This is a genomic window from Embleya sp. NBC_00896, from assembly GCF_045207785.1.
Lineage (GTDB): Bacteria > Actinomycetota > Actinomycetes > Streptomycetales > Streptomycetaceae > Embleya.
The window spans coordinates 2,424,142-2,441,455 of record NZ_CP108777.1 but is presented as its reverse complement, the minus strand read 5'-3'; the positions used below and the strand labels follow the sequence as shown (position 1 = coordinate 2,441,455).

Genomic DNA, 17,314 nt, shown 5'->3' with positions numbered 1-17,314 from the left:
TTCGCGATGGCGCGCAGCCGGGCGAAATCAATCTCCTCGGCGTACCCTTCCCCCTCTACCCCGTGCCTCGGGATCCCCCTCCCGCCGACGATGAACCCGACGATTCAACTGCTCGACCCTCTGGGTGGCCCCATGCTCCTCCAGAAGCCGCCGCCACGGCCCGAGATCGTCCAGCAGGACGGGGTGCACCAGCGTCACAGGCGACCCGATCGGCGGCCCACACAGCGCGCCGTCCGCCTCCCGTATGTGCACCCGCTCGTCCTCGGACACCTTCTCCAACAGCCCGACCCGCCCGTCGACGGACACCACCAGATGCCGCAGGCTGGTCCGCCAGACGGGATCCGGCCACACCCGTGCGAGGAGCTGGGCGGGGATCGGGATCCCGGCCGGCAACCACGACTCCACGGTGGCCCGGGCACTCCTTCTCGTGCCGAGCCAACTGCTCCTGCAGCGCCGCGAACTGCCTGCCGACCGGATGTCTCCGTACGGCACTTGGGATGGATTTCAAGACCTGGCCATCGGTCTTCCGGCATCTCAGGTCCGTCCCGTCCAACGCCGGCTCGTGGCCGGGAATCACGGGCACCCGCGCGAGGGGAGTCGTCATGCCGTCGACCGTGACAGCACCCACCGACAACCGACCGGGCCGCCCGATGGCGGGTCGGCCCGGAGGGCGGGCGCGGTCCGCGCCGAGCCCGCCGCGGTCGCGGTCGCGGTCGCCGCGAACGTTCATGTGCGGGCCCGGCCCGGATCGGATGATCCCGGGCCGGGCCGCGATTCGCGTGCCGGTCAGCTCTCGAGACCGGTGAACTTGCCGGGCTCGTAGGAACCCCCCGGGTTGCGCACGATCACGCCGAGCCGGTTGGCCGCGTTGATCATGGCGACCAGGTAGACCAGTGCGGCGGTCTGGTCGTCGTCGTAGTGCTTGCGCACCTGGGCCCAGGTCTCGTCGGACACACCGCGGTGGGCGTCGGCGAGCCGGGTGCCCTCATCGGCGAGCGCCAGCGCGGCCTGCTCGGCCTCGGTGAACACGGTGGACTCGCGCCAGGCGGCGACCAGGTGGAGCCGGGTCGAGGATTCCCCGGCGGCCGCGGCGTCCTTGGTGTGGTAATCGATGCAGAAACCGCAGCCGTTGATCTGGCTGGCGCGCAGCATCACCAGCTCCTGGGTGGCCTGGGGCAGCGGCGACTGCTGGATCGCCAGGCTGACGTTGTAGAAACGCTTGGCGATCTTGGCGCCGAGCTCGTTGGCCATCAAGTCGAAACGGGGTCCCATGACTTCGTCCTCACTCGGGGAGTTGCGTGCCGCGCGGATCGTTCGCGCGGCGTCCTGACGAACACGAGATGCCGGCGACCCGGTCCTTGTGACAGCGCGGGTGATGTGACGTGCGCCACCGGTCGTGGGTGTCACAAACCGGCCGGGGCCGGCGTCTTGTGCGTATGGCGCAGACGAGAGCGAACAGGCGGGAGCCGGCGATGAGCGAGCGCAGCGAGCGAGCAATGGCCCGGGCAGGGGACCGGGTAGGGGACCGGGCAAGGGACGCAGCCGAGCCGCTTGCTCGTGGCCGCCGCATGGATTCCGCCACCGAGGCGTTCGTCGCCCACCGCAGCCTGCTGTTCACCGTCGCCTACCAGATGCTCGGCTCGGGCGCCGACGCCGAAGACGTCCTGCAGGAGACCTGGCTGCGGTGGGTGGGCGTCGATCTCGATGAGGTGAGGGAGCCGCGTGCGTACCTGGTCCAAATCACCACTCGCCAGGCGCTGAGCCGGCTGCGTACGCTCGCCCGGCGCAAGGAGTCCTACGTCGGCCCCTGGCTGCCCGAGCCGCTGCTGACCGCGCCCGATGTGGCCGAGGACATCGAGTTGGCCGACAGCGTCTCGATGGCGATGCTGCTGGTGATGGAGACGCTCGCGCCGACCGAGCGGGCGGTGTTCGTGCTGCGCGAGGTGTTCGACCTGGGCTACGACGAGATTGCGGAAGCCGTCGACAAGAGCCCGGCCGCGGTCCGCCAGATTGCCCACCGGGCACGGGCCCACGTCGCCGCGCGCCGACCACGCGGGATTGTTTCCCCGGCCGAGACCCACAACGCTCTCGAGGCGTTCCAACGGGCGATCGAAACGGGCGATCTGCAACGCCTGCTCGACATCCTCGCGCCGGACGTCGTCGCCTTGACCGACGGTGGCGGAGTCGTACAGGCCGCGTCGGCGCCCGTCGTGGGGGCCGACCAGGTGGCCCACGTGCTGGGCAGAATCTCCGCCGCGGCATCGCTGCAGCCGGCGCAGGTCAACGGCTACCCGGCGCTGATTCTCCGGCTCGACGGCGAGATCGACACCGTCATGGCGGTGCGCATCGACGACGGCCTCATCACCGGGCTCTACGCCGTGCGCAATCCCGCGAAGCTGTCACATATGGAGCGGGAGACCCCCTTGCACCGCTGAGCCCGGGAACGCCTCCGTCGTGTCATCGCAAGCGCTGCTTGCCGCGGGCAACAGCCGCCGCGCGATCGAGAGAGAACCGCGGGGTTCCAACTCCTCAGGAAACGCGTCCTCCTCGCTTCGTGACCACCCCTGTCGGGAGCAACTGCGAGGATCCTCCCGCCGGAACGACGCGAGGAGACACGTGGGGACCTGGGATACGGGCCCGTTCGACAACGACACGGCCGCGGACTTCTCCAACACACTGGACGATGCCGGGCCCGAAGAGCGCGAGACCCTGATTCGAGGCGTCCTCCAGCGCACCACCTTATCGGTGGCGGCCTGATGTACCGGGGACTCGAGACCCTGCTTCGGATACGGCTGACCAAAGAAGCCGCGAACGTGTCGGCGGTTGTCACAACCGTGGCAGCCCTGGCGGCGTACGCGGCGTACGTAACGTAGGAGTCCCCTACCGGCGCGAACGCCGGCCGACCACGACCCCCGACCGCCATCCCCCGCGCAGCGAAACTGGAAGACTGCCGCATCGACCGCAAGGTTCCTGGGGCTCTTGGTCAGCCGGCCTGGGCTTCGGCTCGGGCACGGTTTTGACGTCTCGGCCGGGACCTACCGCTCCTGGCAGACCGCTTCGGTCAGCGTCTGCCCGCTTGGGCCAGTGCGTCCTCGGCCTGGGCTGCCAGGGCTCCGACGAGGTCGGCGGCGGAGGGCAGGTCGGTGATGAGGTCGACGGCCTCGCCGGCCCAGACCGGCAGCGGGGGGACCGCGCCGCGTGCCACGTCGTCCTGGTAGTCCTGAAGGGCTTGGGGATCGGCGGCGAGTTCGGCCTCCCGGCCGCGCCATCGGTCGACGTAGGGGTGGCCGAGGGTGCGGGCGGGGTACTGCGACGGCCACCGGGAGCCGCGGGCGATGTCCAGCACGGTGCTGCGCTCGGTGTCCTGTCCGTGCCCTTCGAGGATCGCCTTGGTGATCGAGGGATCGACCAGGGCCTCGGTGGTGGCCTGGAAGCGGGTGCCGATGAGGGCTCCGGAGGCACCCAGCACGAGAGCCGCGGCCACCCCGCGGCCATCCGCGATCCCGCCGGCTGCCAGCACCGGCACCGGAGCTGCGAGATCCACCACCGCGGGCACGAACGGCAGGGTGGACCGCCCTCGCCGGGCGCCGTGCCCACCGCTCTCGGTTCCCTGGGCCACGATCACGTCGGCGCCCAGGTCCACGGCCCGCTCGGCCTCCTGCAGATCGGTGACCTGGAGGATCAACAGGGCCCCGGCCCGGCGTACTTGCTCCACGTACGGGCTCGGATCGCCGAAGGACAGCATCACCGCCCTGGGGCCGTAGCTCAGCGCCAGCTCCACCGCGGCGGCATCGATCCCCCAGGTCAGGAAGCCGACACCCCACGGCCTTTCGGTGCCCGCGACGATCGGCACCTCACGTGCCAGCCACTCCGGGTCCCCGTACGCGGCGCCCAGCATCCCCAACCCGCCACTGCGGGAGACGGCCGCGGCCAGCGCGCCACCGGCCGAACCGCCCATCGGCGCCAGGGCGATCGGGTGCCGCACACCGAACAACCTTGTGAAGTCTGTAGACAACGTCATGACAACAATCATCACCCTTCACCGGCAGACGAGTTCGTGAGCCGGATGACTTGGTCCAGGACACACGCCCGCCACTGACCCGACACAACCCGAACGACTGCCGGCACGGGCCATGTTGTCGGTGAGGGTGTTGCTTCGGAGGGTTCGGCGCGCCATGCTCGGATTACTGTCGGTATCCGAGAGGGTCGTCATGGGTGAGCACGAGAAGCCGAACGACGGGAAGCCGGACGACAAGCCGCAGCCGACCCGGGACCAGGACGGGCAGAACCCGGACGTGCAAAAGCCCGGCGGCGGCAAGCACAAGAAGCCGTGACCGGCCACGCGGACGCGATGCGCCGGCTCGACGCGGCGGGCGCGTTCTCCGGCGCCCCGTGGGTGCGGGAAGCGATGAACGCCGTCCGGCGCGAGGCGTTCGTGCCCGACGTGATCTGGCGCGACGACGGTGACCTCTACACCCGTGTGGACCGGCGCACCGATCCCGCCGGTTGGGCCGCGGTCGTGGGTGGGCGCGGGCCGGTGGTCACCCAGGTCGACGACGGCGCGGACGCCGAACACGGTGAGGTGGCGACCAGTTCGGTCAGCGACCGACTCGCCGTCGTCAACTTCCTGACCGCGCTGGACGTACACCCGGGGCAGCGGGTGTGGGAGGTGGGCACCGGTTCCGGGTGGACCGCCGCGCTGCTGGCCTACCGCGTCGGCCCGACGGGGCGTGTGGTGACGGTCGAGATCGACCGGGCCCTCGCCGACGCCGCCCGCGCGCGTCTGGGCGCCTTCGCGAACACCGTCGAGGTGGTCACGGGCGACGGCGAGGACGGCGCCCCCGCCACCGGCGCGGGCGGGCGCTGGGATCGTGTCCACATCACCGCCGCCGTCACCCGACGCCTCCCCCACACCTGGGTCGAACACGCCAAGTCCGGTGCGGTCCTGGTGCTGCCCTTCTCGCCGCCGTTCGGGTCCGGGAGCCTGCTGCGCCTGGTCGTCGGCGACGACGGGACGGCGAGCGGTCGGTTCGTCAAGAGCGTGGCGTTCATGCCGCTGCGCGGGCAACGCGGCTCGGGGCACGATGTGTTCGAGGAGATCCGAACCGCGCACCCGGACCACGACACCCATCCCGTGGACTGGCACCTCGCCGGAGTGTCCGCGGACGGCAACCACATCCAGGCGCTCGCACTCAAGCTCCCCGACGTCCACCGCGCCATCGGCAAGGGCGGCGCGAAGTGGTGGCTGCACGACGGCAAGGACTCCTGGGCCCTGGTCGACGACACCCCCGACGCCGGGCACGCCGTCCAGGGTGGTCCCAGAAGGCTGTGGGACGAGGTCACCGCGATCCTCGCCTGGCAGGACGACGCCGAGATCCACGCCTACGACTTCGGCGTCACCGTCGAACCCGACGCCCAATGGGCCTGGGCCGGCGCCCCGGGAAGACGCTGGCGGATGTGAAGAGGCGTGCGCTGCGCTCCGGTGTCGGCGCGGCGGCAGGACGCCTGCGGGTCGGTCGAGGCCCTTCGTCCTGAGTACTCCCGTGGTTCGCAAGTTCGCAAGTTCGCGGAAGTCCGAGACCACGTGACGCGCCCGGACCTCGTCGAACCCCGACCCGAACCCCACCAGCCGCCCGGCCCGCCGGCCAATCAGCGGCTGACGATCCGGGACCCACCACTGCCCCAACGGCGCCTTCGGCCCGGGTCGCCCCGGCCGGACGGCTACGCCGTACCGGCAGCTTTGCCCTGTGCGGTGGACGCGGAAGCGGTGTGGGGGCGCGCCGCGGTCGGGGCAGGAATGACGAGAGCGGCCGCGGCTGCGGCTGCGACGAGGACGGCGATGGCGGTGCAGATCCACCACACCGTCTCGTAGGCGGTTTCGGTGGGGAAGCGGCCGCCTTTGAAGGTCATGGCGGTGAGGATGGCGGCGAACACCGCTCCGGAGACACTGCCGCCGAGGGTTTTGGCGGTGCTGTAGATCCCGGTGTCCACGCCGGTGCGGTCGGCGCTGCCGGCGTCGAGGACGAGCACCGGCAGCACGCTCAGACCGAGGCCGAGGCCGAAGCCGAGGAGGACGTCCGAGACGATGAACTGCCACGGCTCGGTGTGGGCGAGGGCCAACAGGAGGAATCCCGCGGCCATGGAGGCGCCGCTGAGCACCAGGACCGTGCGCGCGCTGGTATTGCGGGCGATGCGTGGGGCGAGCGCGGATCCGACGAACGCGCAGATGGCGGCGGGCCACCGCCGGGGGAAACGGTGCGCGACGTGCTGGGACCGCCGCGCGGGAGGGCGGGGAGCCGGGCGGGTTGCTCCCCGACCCGCGCGGTGGTGATCCGTCAGGACGGTGACGCGTCGGGAAGAAGACGTGTCAGGAAGGTGACGCCTCAGGAAGGTGACGCGTCAGGAATGCGTGTCGCCGAGGAGGAGGCGCCCGGCGATGGCGTTCTTCTGGATCTCCGAGGAGCCGGTCAGGACGCGGAACATGCGCAGGCGGCGGAACAGTGACTCGGGTTCGGAGCCGCGGACGAGGCCCGCTTTGCCATGGATCTGGACGGCTTCGTCGGCGATCCGGAAGGCGTTTTCGGCGACGAAGAGCTTGCACATGAACGCCTCGGTACTCGGGCGTCCCCCGGCGTCCAGGGCGGCGAGCGCGTCGTACGTCATGGCGCGTGCCGCGTAGTACGCCGTGGCCATGTCGGCGAGCTTGTGCTGGATCGACTGCAGCGCGCCCAGGGGGGCGCCGCCGACCTGGCGTGTGCGGGTGAAGTCCAGGGTCAGCTCGAGCGCGCGGCGGGTCATGCCGAGCACGGTCGGGCAGTGCAGCAGCCGGTTGACGGTGACACGGCCCAGTCCGATGCGCAGGCCGTCGCCGACCCGGCCGAGGAGTTGCTCGGGGCCGATGTAGCAGTCTTCGAGGAGGATGTCGGCTTCGATGTGCTCGCCGGACATCGGGGTCTGGCCGTCCAGAACGGTGACCCCGGGAGCGTCGAGGTCGATCAGGAATGCGGAGAAGACCGGCTTCGCGCCCGCGTTGTCGGTGGCGGCGTCGGGCGCAGAGTCGGCCATCCGGGCGATCAGGACGCAGAAGTCGGCGAACGGTCCGGCGGAGGAGAACACCTTGTGGCCGGTGACGCGCCAGCCTTCGCCATCGGGGGTGGCCGTGGTGCGCATGGCCCGTACGTCCGACCCGGCGTCGGTCTCGGTGAGCGAGAAGCAGCATGCTCGTTCGCCGCGGATCACCGGCAGCAGGTAGCGGTGCAGCTGTTCCTCGGTGGCGTGTTGGAGGATGGAGCCGGCGCGCAGTGGCCCGCCCATGTCGCCCAGCACGCTGTGCTGGAGGACCCGGCCGGAGGCGCCGACCTCCTCCTTCAAGGCGGCGAGTTCGGTGTAGGTGAGTCCTTGGCCACCGTGCTCCGCAGGCAAGTGGACGCCGTAGAAGCCGAGTTCGCGACTGCGCCGCCACACGGGTTCAAGGGTCGCGCGGGTGTAGCGGGATTCTTGGGTCAGCCCCAAGTCGCGTTCGTAGTCGGCGAGTTCGCCGTTCAGGTAGTCGCGGAGCCGCGTCACGAGGTCGCGCAGGCGAGGGTTGTCGTCGTAGTCGGGGTGCAGGGTGAAGGGCATGGCGGTACTCCTGGCCGGTGGCGTGGGGGGTCGGCCGGTCAGTGGACGCGGCGCGTGGCGCCGGCCCAGAAGCGGTCGCGGATCGTGCGGCGGTCGATCTTGCCGTTGGGGTTGTGCGGCAGGGCGTCGACGAATTCCACAGAGCGCGGTTTCTTCATACGGGCGAGTCGGGACGCGCAGAACTCGATCAGATCCGCCTCGGTCAGCGCGGCGCCGTCGCGCAGGGCCACGACCGCCTTGACGGCTTCGCCCCAGTCGGGGTCGGGTACGCCGACCACGGCCGCCTCGAACACATCCGGGTGCTGGTGCAGCACCGCCTCGACCTCGACGGCGTAGATGTTGAACGCGCCGGAGATGATCATGTCCTTCTTGCGGTCGATGATGAAGACGTAGCCGTCCGCGCGTCGGCGGGCCAGGTCCCCGGTGCGGAACCATCCGTCGGGGAAGGACTCCGCGGTCAGTTCGGGCTCGTTGTAGTAGCCGGCGACGACGTCGGGGCCGCGGACGGTGATTTCACCGATCTCGCCGTCGGGCACCTGGGCGCCGGTGTCGTCGACGATCCTGACCTCGGCCTCGCCCAGCGCCCGTCCACACGACAGCAGCAGTTCCTCGTCCTCGCCGTCGATCGCGCGTCGATGGTCGTCGGTCGACAGGAACAACACGCCCGAGGTGGTCTCGCCGCAGCCGTACCCCTGGGACAGCACGGGACCGAAACGGTTCCAGGCGGCGCGGATGCGGGCGGCGGACATGGGCGCGGCGCCGTAGACGAGCTGCCGCAGGCTGGACACGTCGTACCGGTCCGCGTTCGGCAGCGCCAGCACTGTATTGATCATCGTCGGCACCACGAACGCGTGCGTCGCGCGCTCGCGTTCGATCGTGGCCAGGAACGCCTCGGCGTCCCAGCGCGGCATGACCACCGCGCAACCGCCGGCGAAGAAGATCCCCATCAGCGGCATGCCGGACGCGTGGGTCACCGGTCCGGCGAGGATCTGCCGCGCTCCGGGGCCGATCCGGGTCTCCGGGTTCATGACCGTCTTGCGCAGCAACGCGAGCCTGTTGCCGTAGGTCTGGACCGCGGCCTTGAGCTTGCCCGTGGAGCCCGACGTGAAGTGCAGCACGGCGATGTCGTCCGCGGCGCAGTCGACGTCGACGGGTTCGCGGGCGGCTGCCCCGAGCGCTTCCCCGTAGCCCTCGCCGAGGTCGCTCGGGCCGTCATAGCCGAACACGGTGGTCACCTCGGTCCCGGGCAGCGCCTCGCGTGCCGTATCCAGGTGCGCCGCATCGGTCAGCAGCACGCGCGCGCCGGACTCGCGCAGCAGGTGCGCGACTTCGCCGACGCCCAGCCGGGCGTTGACGGGCACTCGCGCCAGGCCGGACTTGTACAAGGCGACTTCGGTGACCACGAGCTCGGCGCGGTTCGCGGCGAGGGTCGCCACCCGGTCGCCGCGCCGCAGACCCGATGCGCGCAACGCGACGGCCAGCCGGTCGCTGTTTTCGTCGAGCTCCGCGTAACTCATCCGCGTGCCGCCGCAGACGACGGCTTCCGCATCGGGCTGGTGGCAGCTCGTCCGGCGCACGTACCGGCCAAGATTCATCGGGACTCCATTGCCGCGTGATGACGGCCGCCCTGCGGCCGTCATCGTTCCTGGTCAGCGCTTCCAAATTCCCGTCAATGAACATGGAGTCTGGAAACGTCTTTGGTGTCCGGCAACGTAATATGGCGAAGCCCCCACGTCAACGGTTCGCGAACGAAAGAGATGAGCCCGGCCATGAAGCCCGCCCAGGACCGCCGCGTCCGCCGTTCCCGACGCGCACTGCGCTCAGCCCTCGTCGACCTGGTCCTCGAGAAGGGCTTCCAGGCGATCACGGTCGAGGAGATCACCGCGCGGGCGGACGTCGCCCGCGCGACGTTCTACGCGCACTACCGAGACAAGGACGACCTGCTCGTCGGCATCGTCCGCGACCTGGCCGAGGACCGCGAACAGCTGCTGCCGGCGGTCGCGCAGGCCCAGGCCCGGGGCTTCACCGGCCTGCCGGTGCGGTACATCTTCGAACACGCCGAACAGGAACGGGACGTCTACCGCGTCATCCTCCGCGGCGAAGGCGACGGCCGCGCGCTGCGGGAGTTCACCGCGATCCTGTGCAACCGGGTCGAACAGGTCTTCCGCGAACGCGCCGCCCAGCACGGCGTCACCCCCCGCGTGCCCCTCGACATCGTGGCCCGGACCTGGACCGGCGAACTGATCGGCGTGCTGACCTGGTGGGTCGAGAACGACACCGGCTACAGCGCCGCGGAGATCACCGCCCACCTGCGGGACCTGTCGGTGTACGGCCGCGTCTGGGCCTCGGGCCTGGCCCCCTCGGATGCGCCGGGCGCGTTCGACTCGTCCGGCACGGCGCCCGCGGCGGACGCCTGATCGCGACTGGTCACCGCCGGATCGTCTGCCACGGTTTCCAGACATCGTGTAAGGTAACGTCACTCGTACGGCTACACCGGCCCGACCACCATCCGCGAACATCTGTCGACGGCACGGGCCACCGGCACACCGGGAACCGCGTTCCGGTACGAGAACGGCAACGTCGAAGCCCTTGCCGAGGTACTGCGCGCCATCACCGGCACCAGCACCTCCAACCTGCTCAGCGACCTGCCGTGGTCCCGGCTCGGCATGGACGAGGACGCGTATTACACCCTCGACTCCCAAGGCGTCGAGGCCGCCTGCGGCGGGTTCAGCGCAACACTGCGCGACATCGCCCGCCTCGGCGAGATGATCCGCTGCGGCGGCGCTGTCGGTGACCGACAGATCATCCCCAGCGCCATCGCATCAACGATCGCAACCGGCGTGCCCGACGGATATCCGAAGCGCGTCCGCTTCCCGGCCGCACCCGCCACCACGCCCGCGACGCTCTCGTACCACGACCTGTGGTGGGTCCTGAACGACCCTTACCAGTCCTTCATGGCCGGCGGCATCCACGGCCAACGGCTGTTCGTCTCCCCATCCCTCGAACTCGTCATCGCCCACTACGCATCGCAGGTGATGTCACCCGCCGTCCCGCCCGCGCCCCTCGTCCAGGCATTCATCCGGATCGGCGAACACCTCAACGCCGCGGCTTGACGCGACGGCCTCCACAGGCCGGCGTTCGGCGCTTGTCTTTCAACCTCGGCGCGGGGTGGAGTCGGTGCGCGTCAGGTGCTCGGATGCGGTCACCTGCACCCGGTGGATCGCAACTGCCCTCCCCCTACTGGCTTTCTCGGGCTTCCCGCGCCGCGGCTTCGACGGAGGTGAGCGCACCGCGCCCGTCCTCGGCCACCTCGGCCGACTCGATCCAGGCGCACATGACTTCGAGGGGGCGTTGGTGCCCGCAGTGCACCTCGGCTCCCGATCCGTCGTAAACCGTGGCCTGGTAGGCGAGGTTCACGTGGACGCTGACGCCCTGCTCGTGGAAGACCACATCGAAGGGCACGTCGCCGGCCGGCGGATCCTGGGGATCGTCGGCCACGACCGTGAAAATCTCTTGAGGCTTCATCCAGTGGTCGGTGCCCCACGGCTCGATCCAGATCCCGAGCGGCGCGGCGGTGTCGTTGTTCAGTCTGATCGACGCCATAACCGCAGGCTAACGGGCCGACCGCTCACCATTGGCCTCGAATCCGCAGCCCTTAGCCGCACAAAGCGTGTGCGTCCGGCTTTCTGTGGTGATCGGCGAGGCCGGCAACCTGCGTCGGATCCTGTACTTCCCGCCCAGCGGGAAGTGTTTCGCCGCTCGTCGAGGGATGAAGACACGCCCGAATGCCTAGTAGCTGAGTGCTGCGTGCCAGTCGTCTCGGCCTTTGCGAGTGAGGTCGAGGATGTGCCATACCGGGCTGCGCTTGGATCAAGCGGACTGCGCCGATCTTGGGGGTTGGCGGCGTCGATGGTGAAGGACCGGCGATTTTCGGCCGGCGTCGGTCGGTCGGCGCGTCGTGGCCTCGCGTGCGTTACAGCGCTTCGAGTACGGCCCGCGCCGCCGATCGGGCGTCCCGTGCCGCGTCCGCGTTCCCCGTGAACGTGGCCACCGCCATCGCCCCGTCGAACAACACCGCCAACTGCGCCGCGACCTTGGCCGGATCGGCGACGCCGAACTGCTCCACCAAGCCGGTGAACAACTCCAACAGCCCCCGCTTGTGATCCTGGACCACATCCACCACCACGGGCGCCGCGGCCCCCACCTCCCCGAACGCCCCCGCGAAGACACACCCGTGAAAACCCGGCCGACGAAACCAGTCGTCGAGGAAATCGAAGATCGCCAACACACGTTCGACCGGATCGGCACTCCGGTCCACAAAGGCGTGGACGGCCTCGCGCGCAATCCCGTCCCGCCGCCTCAGACAGGCCGCCAACAGATCGTTCTTCGACGGGAACATCCGATACAGGTTCTTGAGCGGCACCCCCGACGCGTCCCGAATGCGTTGCATCGTCACCGCATGCACACCGTGGTCGTAGAACAACTCGTCGGCAACCTCGACCACCAGTGAGAACTCGTCTTCTCGCATGGCTGGTTCTCCCCTCCCAGAACGCTCGATCCACGCCCTAACCTCGATGAGAACCGCAATTCTCACAAGGAAGGAAACCACGTGACCATCAAGCGCACCACCACCGGGCTCACGGCCACCGCCGCACTCGCCACAACCCTACTCATCGCCACACCCACCCCAGCCACGGCGGGGGACGACGAAGGCGGCCCGGGCAGCGGCGGCTTCGCCGCGCCGGTCCAGGCCGGGGCCGACACCCGGGCCAAGGACCTCGACCTCTCCGCTCGATCGAGATCGCGCGGCGGATCCTCGCGGACCACCCACCCGTGACCGGATGAACCGCTCCGGGGCCGATGCCCGGGCGGCGTGACTTGGGAATGCCGGAACGAGCGGGACAATGATCATCGAACAGGGGGCTGACGGCATGGGATCGACGGCAGCGAGCGAGGCCATCACAGTGCTCAAGGGGCCCCACATCGGTGCGGCGCTGAACGCGGCGATCGCCGAATGCACGACCGAGATGCTCGCCCTTCAGTCGGGCGGAACACCCGCGGCAGCGGCCCCACGAAGGCCCGTACACACGCCGCTCGCCGGCGCCCTCTCACACGCGTTCGACCTGCACCGCCGCGGTGCCCGGGCACGCGTTCTCTACGCGCGCAGGCCCCGGGCCGATCTCCACGACTTCGTCCGTCAGGTGGACGACACCGTGACGGTTCGCAGCCTCGACGCGCTCGGCACCGAGGTCCCGGAGATGTTGGTCTTCGACCACACCGTCGCCTTCGTCCCGGCCGCCGCCAAGGGTGGGCGCGTCCTGGTGCTGAGGCAGCCCGCGCCGATCGACTACCTGCACGCCGTCTTCGAGTCCTTCTGGCGCCTGGGAACGCCCTTGGCCGACCCCCACCCGACCACGTTCCGCGGAGACGGCCCGACCCGGGAGGAACACCTTGTCGCCGCCCTGTTGGCGGAGGGCCACAGCGACGAGGCGATCGCGAAACGACTCGGTGTCAGTATGCGCGTCTGCGACGACCGCATCCGGAAACTGACCCGGACGCTCGGCGGCACCAGCCGCACCCATCTTGGCGTCCTCATCGTCCGGGCGGGTCTGGACACTCCGCCCCCGGGCAATGACACCCACACGGCGGACGGTTCGAACGACGTGTGATCGAACCGGCGCGACGGATGTCGTGGACACGGCCTCGGGCCGCCCGGGACCGCGTCGGGTCGCCGTCACATCTTGCTGTGGCACCAATCCCGACGGCTCGATGATCTCGTCGGGGTAGGAGTACCGCGGCTCGCGCGCGGGCTCCTCCGGTCCGGAGGCGATGCACCGCGCACACCCCGGCACGTGGTGATCTGTGCACGACGCATGGTCGGACCGATTTGTGCCGGAGGTGCGGTTGCTTCTCGTTGCGGAGAACTCGGCTCGCTGTGCGATCAGGCGCAGCCGATTCGTTGATCGAACGGTAATCCGCCGATCTTCAGAGGTGTCCTCGCCGGCAAGCGTGCTGCCGATCGCCCACGAGGTGCGTCACCATCCGCCATCGAGCAAGGCCGAGAGCGCCGGCCTCGAGTCTGCCGCGGTGGCGGTGTTCACCACCACGACGACGATCACGACCAGCGACGACACCACCGAGAGAGCACCGAACGACCCCAACACGCGCCTCGTTCGCCGGTCGGACGACTCCGTTCGCGCAAACTTCCTCCACAACACCACGCTCATGCCGATGAGGACGACCGCCACGATCGCGGCAATCACGGCCATCGCCAGGTGATACCGAGCAAAGTCGCTGATCATCACGTCGAGGGCAGGCGGGCTCTGGTCACCCGCGTTCGAGGGGGCCGCCAGTCGCTGCCTGATTTGACCGATCGTGACGGCGAGTTCCCCATCGGCTGCGCCGGTCGGCAGCATCGACAACAGCGAGGCGAAGGGCGCTACGGCACCCTGGACGTTGGCCGCCATCGTCACCAACGCGAACAGCGCGAGCATCGTGACGAGAACGCCCGCCGACCCGAGGGCGGCCCGACTTCCCGCCCCGAGACCGCAAGCCCTCAGGAACGCCCTCCAGAGAAGAACGCCGAGCGCAACGAGCACGATCAGCAGGATCGCCGCGATCACGGCCTTGACCACGTGGAAACGGAACCAGTAATCGACGACCCTCTCCAAGCCCGGGGAGAAGTCCCGGTCGCCGGAACTCCAATACTCGACGAACGCCTCGCGGAAGGCTTTGCCGAGGTTGCCCTGATCGACGGAGCCGCCGGCCGACCCACTCTCCGCCAGCGTGGGCGGGACGACGAAGAGAGCGGCGACGAGGGCCACAGCGAGGGCGGCGAGGATGGCGAGTGCGCGACCGGGGATACCTGCGGATCGCGACGGGGCTGCGGGACTGCGCAAGGAGGTTCCTTCGGCTCGATCGAGTGTGTGGACGGCGCGCCGACCTGCCGGTTCGCCGGTTGAGGGGTTCGGCGCGGCGTGCTGGACCGGCTCAGCCACGCGACCCGCTCCCGGCTGGAGGACCCGATCGCCGGCGAAGGGAGGGACGGGGCCGACGGCGAGGGGGCGGTGTCCCGGCCGCGGGCAGGAAGGCCGCCGTCACGATGAAGCGGGCACTGCGGCGTGTCCGGGCCTGCTGCCGCGGACCCGTGATGTGTGGTGCTGCTGTCATGCCGACCACCGTTCCGCACCAGCGCCGCACGGTCACCGGAGCAGGCCGGACACCCGGAGGTGTGGCTGTCCACACCCCCGGGAAGGACAAGCAGGCCCCCAGGCAACGCTCCGAGGGTCACATGCGGTGGAAGCGGGCCGTCGTCAGCCTCTGAGGTAGGTCAGGACGGCGAGTACCCGGCGGTGCCGGGCGTCGTCGGGCAGCAGGCCGAGCTTGGCGAAGATGTTGCCGATGTGCTTCTCCACCGCGCTGGCGGAGACCGTCAACTGCCGGGCGACGGCCGTATTGGAGCAGCCCTCGGCCATCAGCGCCAGGATCTGCCGTTCCCGTACGGTCAGTGTGCTCACAGCGCTGTCCCGGCGCCGCTCCGCCAGCAGTTGGGCGATGACCTGGGGGTCGAGTACCGTCGCGCCGTGGGCGACCCGGTCCAGCGCGTCCAGGAACTCCTCGATCCTGGCGACCCGGTCCTTGAGGAGGTACCCGACCGCGCCGGAGCCGTCCGCGAGCAGGTCGCCGGCGTAGGACGCCTCCACGTACTGGCTGAGGATCAGCATGGGGGCTCCGGGCAGGTGCGATCGGGCGGTGGTCGCCGCGCGCAGGCCCTCGTCCGTGTGGGTCGGCGGCATCCGCACATCGACGATCGACACGTCCGGACGGTGTTCGAGGACCGCCTCGACCAGGGAGGGGCCGTCACCGACCGCGTCCACCACCTGGTGGCCGTCCTCGACGAGCAGGCGGACCAGGCCCTCGCGCAGCAGCACCGAGTCGTCGGCCACGACGATCCGCAGCGAACCGCGGACTGCGGGGTCCGGTGACGGTTCGGGCGCTCCTTCGTGCGGGGTCAGCAGCACGGCAGCACGGCGGTGATCGTCGTCGGGCCTCCGGAGGGACTGCTGACCCGCAGGTGACCGCCGACAGCGTGCAACCGCTCGTCCAGACCCCGCAGTCCGTGTCCCTTGGCCGGCGCCGCGCCGCCCACCCCGTCGTCCGTCACCCAAACCCTCAAGGTTCCCTCACTGTGGCGTAGTCCGATCGAACACCGGTGCGCGTGGCTGTGCTTGGCCACGTTGGTCAGGGTCTCCGCGATCACGAAGTACGCGGCTGTCTCGACGCCGGCGTCCAGCCGACGGCTCAGGGGAACGGTATCGAGTTCGGCGGGGACGGTGGAGCGCGCGGCCAGGGCGGTGAGCGCCTCGTGCAGACCGCGGTCGACGAGGATCGGCGGGGCGATGCCGCGCGACAGCGCCCGCAATTCGTCCAGCGCCTCCTGGGCCTGGACCATCGCGTCGGCGAGGGCCGCCCGGACGGTCTCCGGCCTGCTGTCGAGGTAGTGCTGGGCCCGCCCCAGTTCCATCGCCAGGCGGACCAGTCGTTGTTGGGGGCCGTCGTGGATGTCGCGCTCGAGTCGGCGCAGTGCGGTCGCCTCGGCCGTCACCGCGGCGACGGTCTGCGCACGGGCGGTGTCCCGCTCCTGCTCCAGCCCGCTGATCCTGCGGTGCAACGCGGACGCGTCGGAGAGCAGCGCCTGCCCCAGCCCGGCCTGGGCCGTAGCGCACGCCCGGGTCACCAGCGGCAGGGTGAACAGCAGCAGCAGGCCGACTGTGGTCCCGAAGGCGACCCGATCGGTCGGCGACAACAGCCCGAGGCTCACGGTGACGTGCGATTCGGCACTGCCCGCGTTCAGGGACAGGGGCCGCAGCGACTCGGGCGGCGCGTACGGGTAGCGCAGGGCGCACGTGGCGCACGCGAGACCGACGAACCACCAGAGCGCGGTCACCGCTGACGTGACCAGGACGACAGGCAGCACCACCACTGCGTGGGCCGCGTCGAGCCACGGCCCGGGAGCCGGCGCGGCGGCTCGCCCTTTCAGCCTCGGCCACAGGTCAACGCGTTCGACCCCGGGGGCCGGGGGAAGCACCTTGGCGATCCGCCACCGTTCCAGGTCGGCGCACCACCGCGCCGGTGCCAGAGCGCAGGCCACGACCGGCGAACCTCCGGGCAGCAGCAGCAATCCGACCGTTGCGGCAAACACTCCGCCGAGTACCGCCAGGACCCCAGCCGCAGCGGTCACCGGCGCGGTGAGCAAGTAGAGCGACCGCACGAGCGTTTGACGCCCTGTGCGGGAGAGACCCCCCGTGCCCGGCCACCACCGACCCCGGACCGCGGAGGAGAGCGACTTGGTCATGGCCCAAAGCTATTACGGCTGCGGAACAGCTTCCGATGGCCGTTCCAGTGGCATTCGAAGCCGCCTGGGCGCTCGACCACCGCCGCCACGCTGCCGATGCCCGGAGCGAGGTGCCGCCCGAAACTCCGGGCGTGAGCACGCCACTTGAGCCAGAGGCCGGTTCCGGCTCACCACCGTGCCCTTCGCGCCTCGGACGCGAGGCGGCTCCCCGTGCCCGTCCCTGGCGCCTCGGAGCGCGCGGAGTCTTCGAAAGTCCGCCAAAAATTATCGCGGTGGGATGTCGAGAACCCGCGCGCGGCTTCGTCCCCGCAGTGAACACGGCCACAATGGGCCGCACCG

At 70.2% G+C, this 17,314-nt stretch carries 18 protein-coding genes and 1 pseudogene; 8 read left to right on the top strand and 11 right to left on the bottom strand.

The window, feature by feature from the left end; genetic code table 11:
* Positions 1 to 27 precede the first annotated feature (27 nt).
* Positions 28 to 405 carry a DUF4132 domain-containing protein gene (locus OG928_RS44270; RefSeq protein WP_331767681.1) on the bottom strand — a complete coding sequence of 126 codons (378 nt, stop codon included), beginning with the start codon at positions 403 to 405 and terminating at the stop codon, positions 28 to 30.
* 381 nt (positions 406 to 786) lie between these two features.
* Positions 787 to 1,272, bottom strand: a complete 486-nt coding sequence (locus tag OG928_RS44265; RefSeq protein WP_331767680.1) for a carboxymuconolactone decarboxylase family protein — start codon at positions 1,270 to 1,272, stop codon at positions 787 to 789.
* 200 nt (positions 1,273 to 1,472) lie between these two features.
* On the opposite strand from OG928_RS44265, the gene OG928_RS44260 reads away from it, so the two are divergent.
* The gene (locus OG928_RS44260) at positions 1,473 to 2,435 is read left to right on the top strand and encodes an RNA polymerase sigma-70 factor (RefSeq protein ID WP_406291856.1); all 963 of its coding nucleotides are present in this window, start codon (positions 1,473 to 1,475) and stop codon (positions 2,433 to 2,435) included.
* A 181-nt stretch (positions 2,436 to 2,616) separates the two neighbouring features.
* Positions 2,617 to 2,736, top strand: a pseudogene (locus OG928_RS44255) (DUF4259 domain-containing protein); the annotation flags it as partial.
* A gap of 325 nt (positions 2,737 to 3,061) precedes the next feature.
* On the opposite strand, the gene OG928_RS44250 reads toward OG928_RS44255, so the two are convergent.
* A complete protein-coding gene (locus OG928_RS44250) occupies positions 3,062 to 4,021 on the bottom strand; it encodes a nitronate monooxygenase (RefSeq protein WP_331767678.1) in 960 nt (319 codons plus the stop codon).
* Positions 4,022 to 4,211: 190 nt separating this feature from the next.
* Between OG928_RS44250 and OG928_RS44245 the strand changes: the two genes are divergently transcribed.
* A complete protein-coding gene (locus OG928_RS44245) occupies positions 4,212 to 4,334 on the top strand; it encodes a hypothetical protein (RefSeq protein ID WP_331767677.1) in 123 nt (40 codons plus the stop codon).
* Positions 4,331 to 5,461, top strand: a complete 1,131-nt coding sequence (locus OG928_RS44240; RefSeq protein ID WP_331767676.1) for a protein-L-isoaspartate(D-aspartate) O-methyltransferase — start codon at positions 4,331 to 4,333, stop codon at positions 5,459 to 5,461. The genes OG928_RS44245 and OG928_RS44240 overlap by 4 nt, the downstream gene beginning before the upstream one ends.
* A 260-nt stretch (positions 5,462 to 5,721) precedes the next feature.
* On the opposite strand, the gene OG928_RS44235 is transcribed toward OG928_RS44240, so the two are convergent.
* From OG928_RS44235 to OG928_RS44225, 3 genes are all read right to left on the bottom strand, one after another.
* On the bottom strand, positions 5,722 to 6,228 hold the full coding sequence (locus OG928_RS44235; protein WP_331768332.1) for an MFS transporter: 507 nt from the start codon (positions 6,226 to 6,228) through the stop codon (positions 5,722 to 5,724).
* A 171-nt stretch (positions 6,229 to 6,399) separates the two neighbouring features.
* A complete protein-coding gene (locus OG928_RS44230; protein WP_331767675.1) occupies positions 6,400 to 7,620 on the bottom strand; it encodes an acyl-CoA dehydrogenase family protein in 1,221 nt (406 codons plus the stop codon).
* Positions 7,621 to 7,658: 38 nt separating this feature from the next.
* Positions 7,659 to 9,215, bottom strand: a complete 1,557-nt coding sequence (locus OG928_RS44225; protein WP_331767674.1) for a long-chain fatty acid--CoA ligase — start codon at positions 9,213 to 9,215, stop codon at positions 7,659 to 7,661.
* Positions 9,216 to 9,389: 174 nt separating this feature from the next.
* On the opposite strand from OG928_RS44225, the gene OG928_RS44220 reads away from it, so the two are divergent.
* Both OG928_RS44220 and OG928_RS44215 read left to right on the top strand, forming a co-directional pair.
* A complete protein-coding gene (locus OG928_RS44220) occupies positions 9,390 to 10,037 on the top strand; it encodes a TetR/AcrR family transcriptional regulator (protein WP_331767673.1) in 648 nt (215 codons plus the stop codon).
* A 90-nt stretch (positions 10,038 to 10,127) separates the two neighbouring features.
* Positions 10,128 to 10,733, top strand: coding sequence for a serine hydrolase (locus OG928_RS44215; RefSeq protein WP_331768331.1), 606 nt, complete (start codon positions 10,128 to 10,130; stop codon positions 10,731 to 10,733).
* A 124-nt stretch (positions 10,734 to 10,857) separates the two neighbouring features.
* Here the strand turns inward: OG928_RS44215 and OG928_RS44210 are convergent, their stop codons facing one another.
* Both OG928_RS44210 and OG928_RS44205 read right to left on the bottom strand, forming a co-directional pair.
* On the bottom strand, positions 10,858 to 11,223 hold the full coding sequence (locus OG928_RS44210) for a hypothetical protein (protein ID WP_331767672.1): 366 nt from the start codon (positions 11,221 to 11,223) through the stop codon (positions 10,858 to 10,860).
* 370 nt (positions 11,224 to 11,593) lie between these two features.
* Positions 11,594 to 12,229, bottom strand: a complete 636-nt coding sequence (locus OG928_RS44205; protein ID WP_406291852.1) for a TetR/AcrR family transcriptional regulator — start codon at positions 12,227 to 12,229, stop codon at positions 11,594 to 11,596.
* Between OG928_RS44205 and OG928_RS44200 the strand changes: the two genes are divergently transcribed.
* Complete coding sequence (locus tag OG928_RS44200; protein ID WP_331767670.1) at positions 12,230 to 12,457, top strand: hypothetical protein; 228 nt, start codon at positions 12,230 to 12,232, stop codon at positions 12,455 to 12,457.
* Between the two features lie 67 nt (positions 12,458 to 12,524).
* Entirely contained in the window at positions 12,525 to 13,289 is a 765-nt protein-coding gene (locus tag OG928_RS44195) for a LuxR family transcriptional regulator (RefSeq protein WP_331767669.1), read from the top strand.
* 366 nt (positions 13,290 to 13,655) lie between these two features.
* Here OG928_RS44195 and OG928_RS44190 read toward each other — a convergent pair whose 3' ends face one another.
* The 3 genes from OG928_RS44190 to OG928_RS44180 all read right to left on the bottom strand — a co-directional run bounded on the left by OG928_RS44190 (position 13,656) and on the right by OG928_RS44180 (position 16,891).
* Positions 13,656 to 14,444: a hypothetical protein gene (locus OG928_RS44190; protein ID WP_331767668.1), complete on the bottom strand. Its 789-nt coding sequence runs from the start codon at positions 14,442 to 14,444 to the stop codon at positions 13,656 to 13,658.
* Positions 14,445 to 14,933: 489 nt separating this feature from the next.
* Positions 14,934 to 15,578, bottom strand: a complete 645-nt coding sequence (locus OG928_RS44185; RefSeq protein ID WP_331768330.1) for a response regulator transcription factor — start codon at positions 15,576 to 15,578, stop codon at positions 14,934 to 14,936.
* Positions 15,579 to 15,631: 53 nt separating this feature from the next.
* Positions 15,632 to 16,891, bottom strand: a complete 1,260-nt coding sequence (locus tag OG928_RS44180; protein WP_406291849.1) for a sensor domain-containing protein — start codon at positions 16,889 to 16,891, stop codon at positions 15,632 to 15,634.
* Positions 16,892 to 17,314 lie beyond the last annotated feature (423 nt).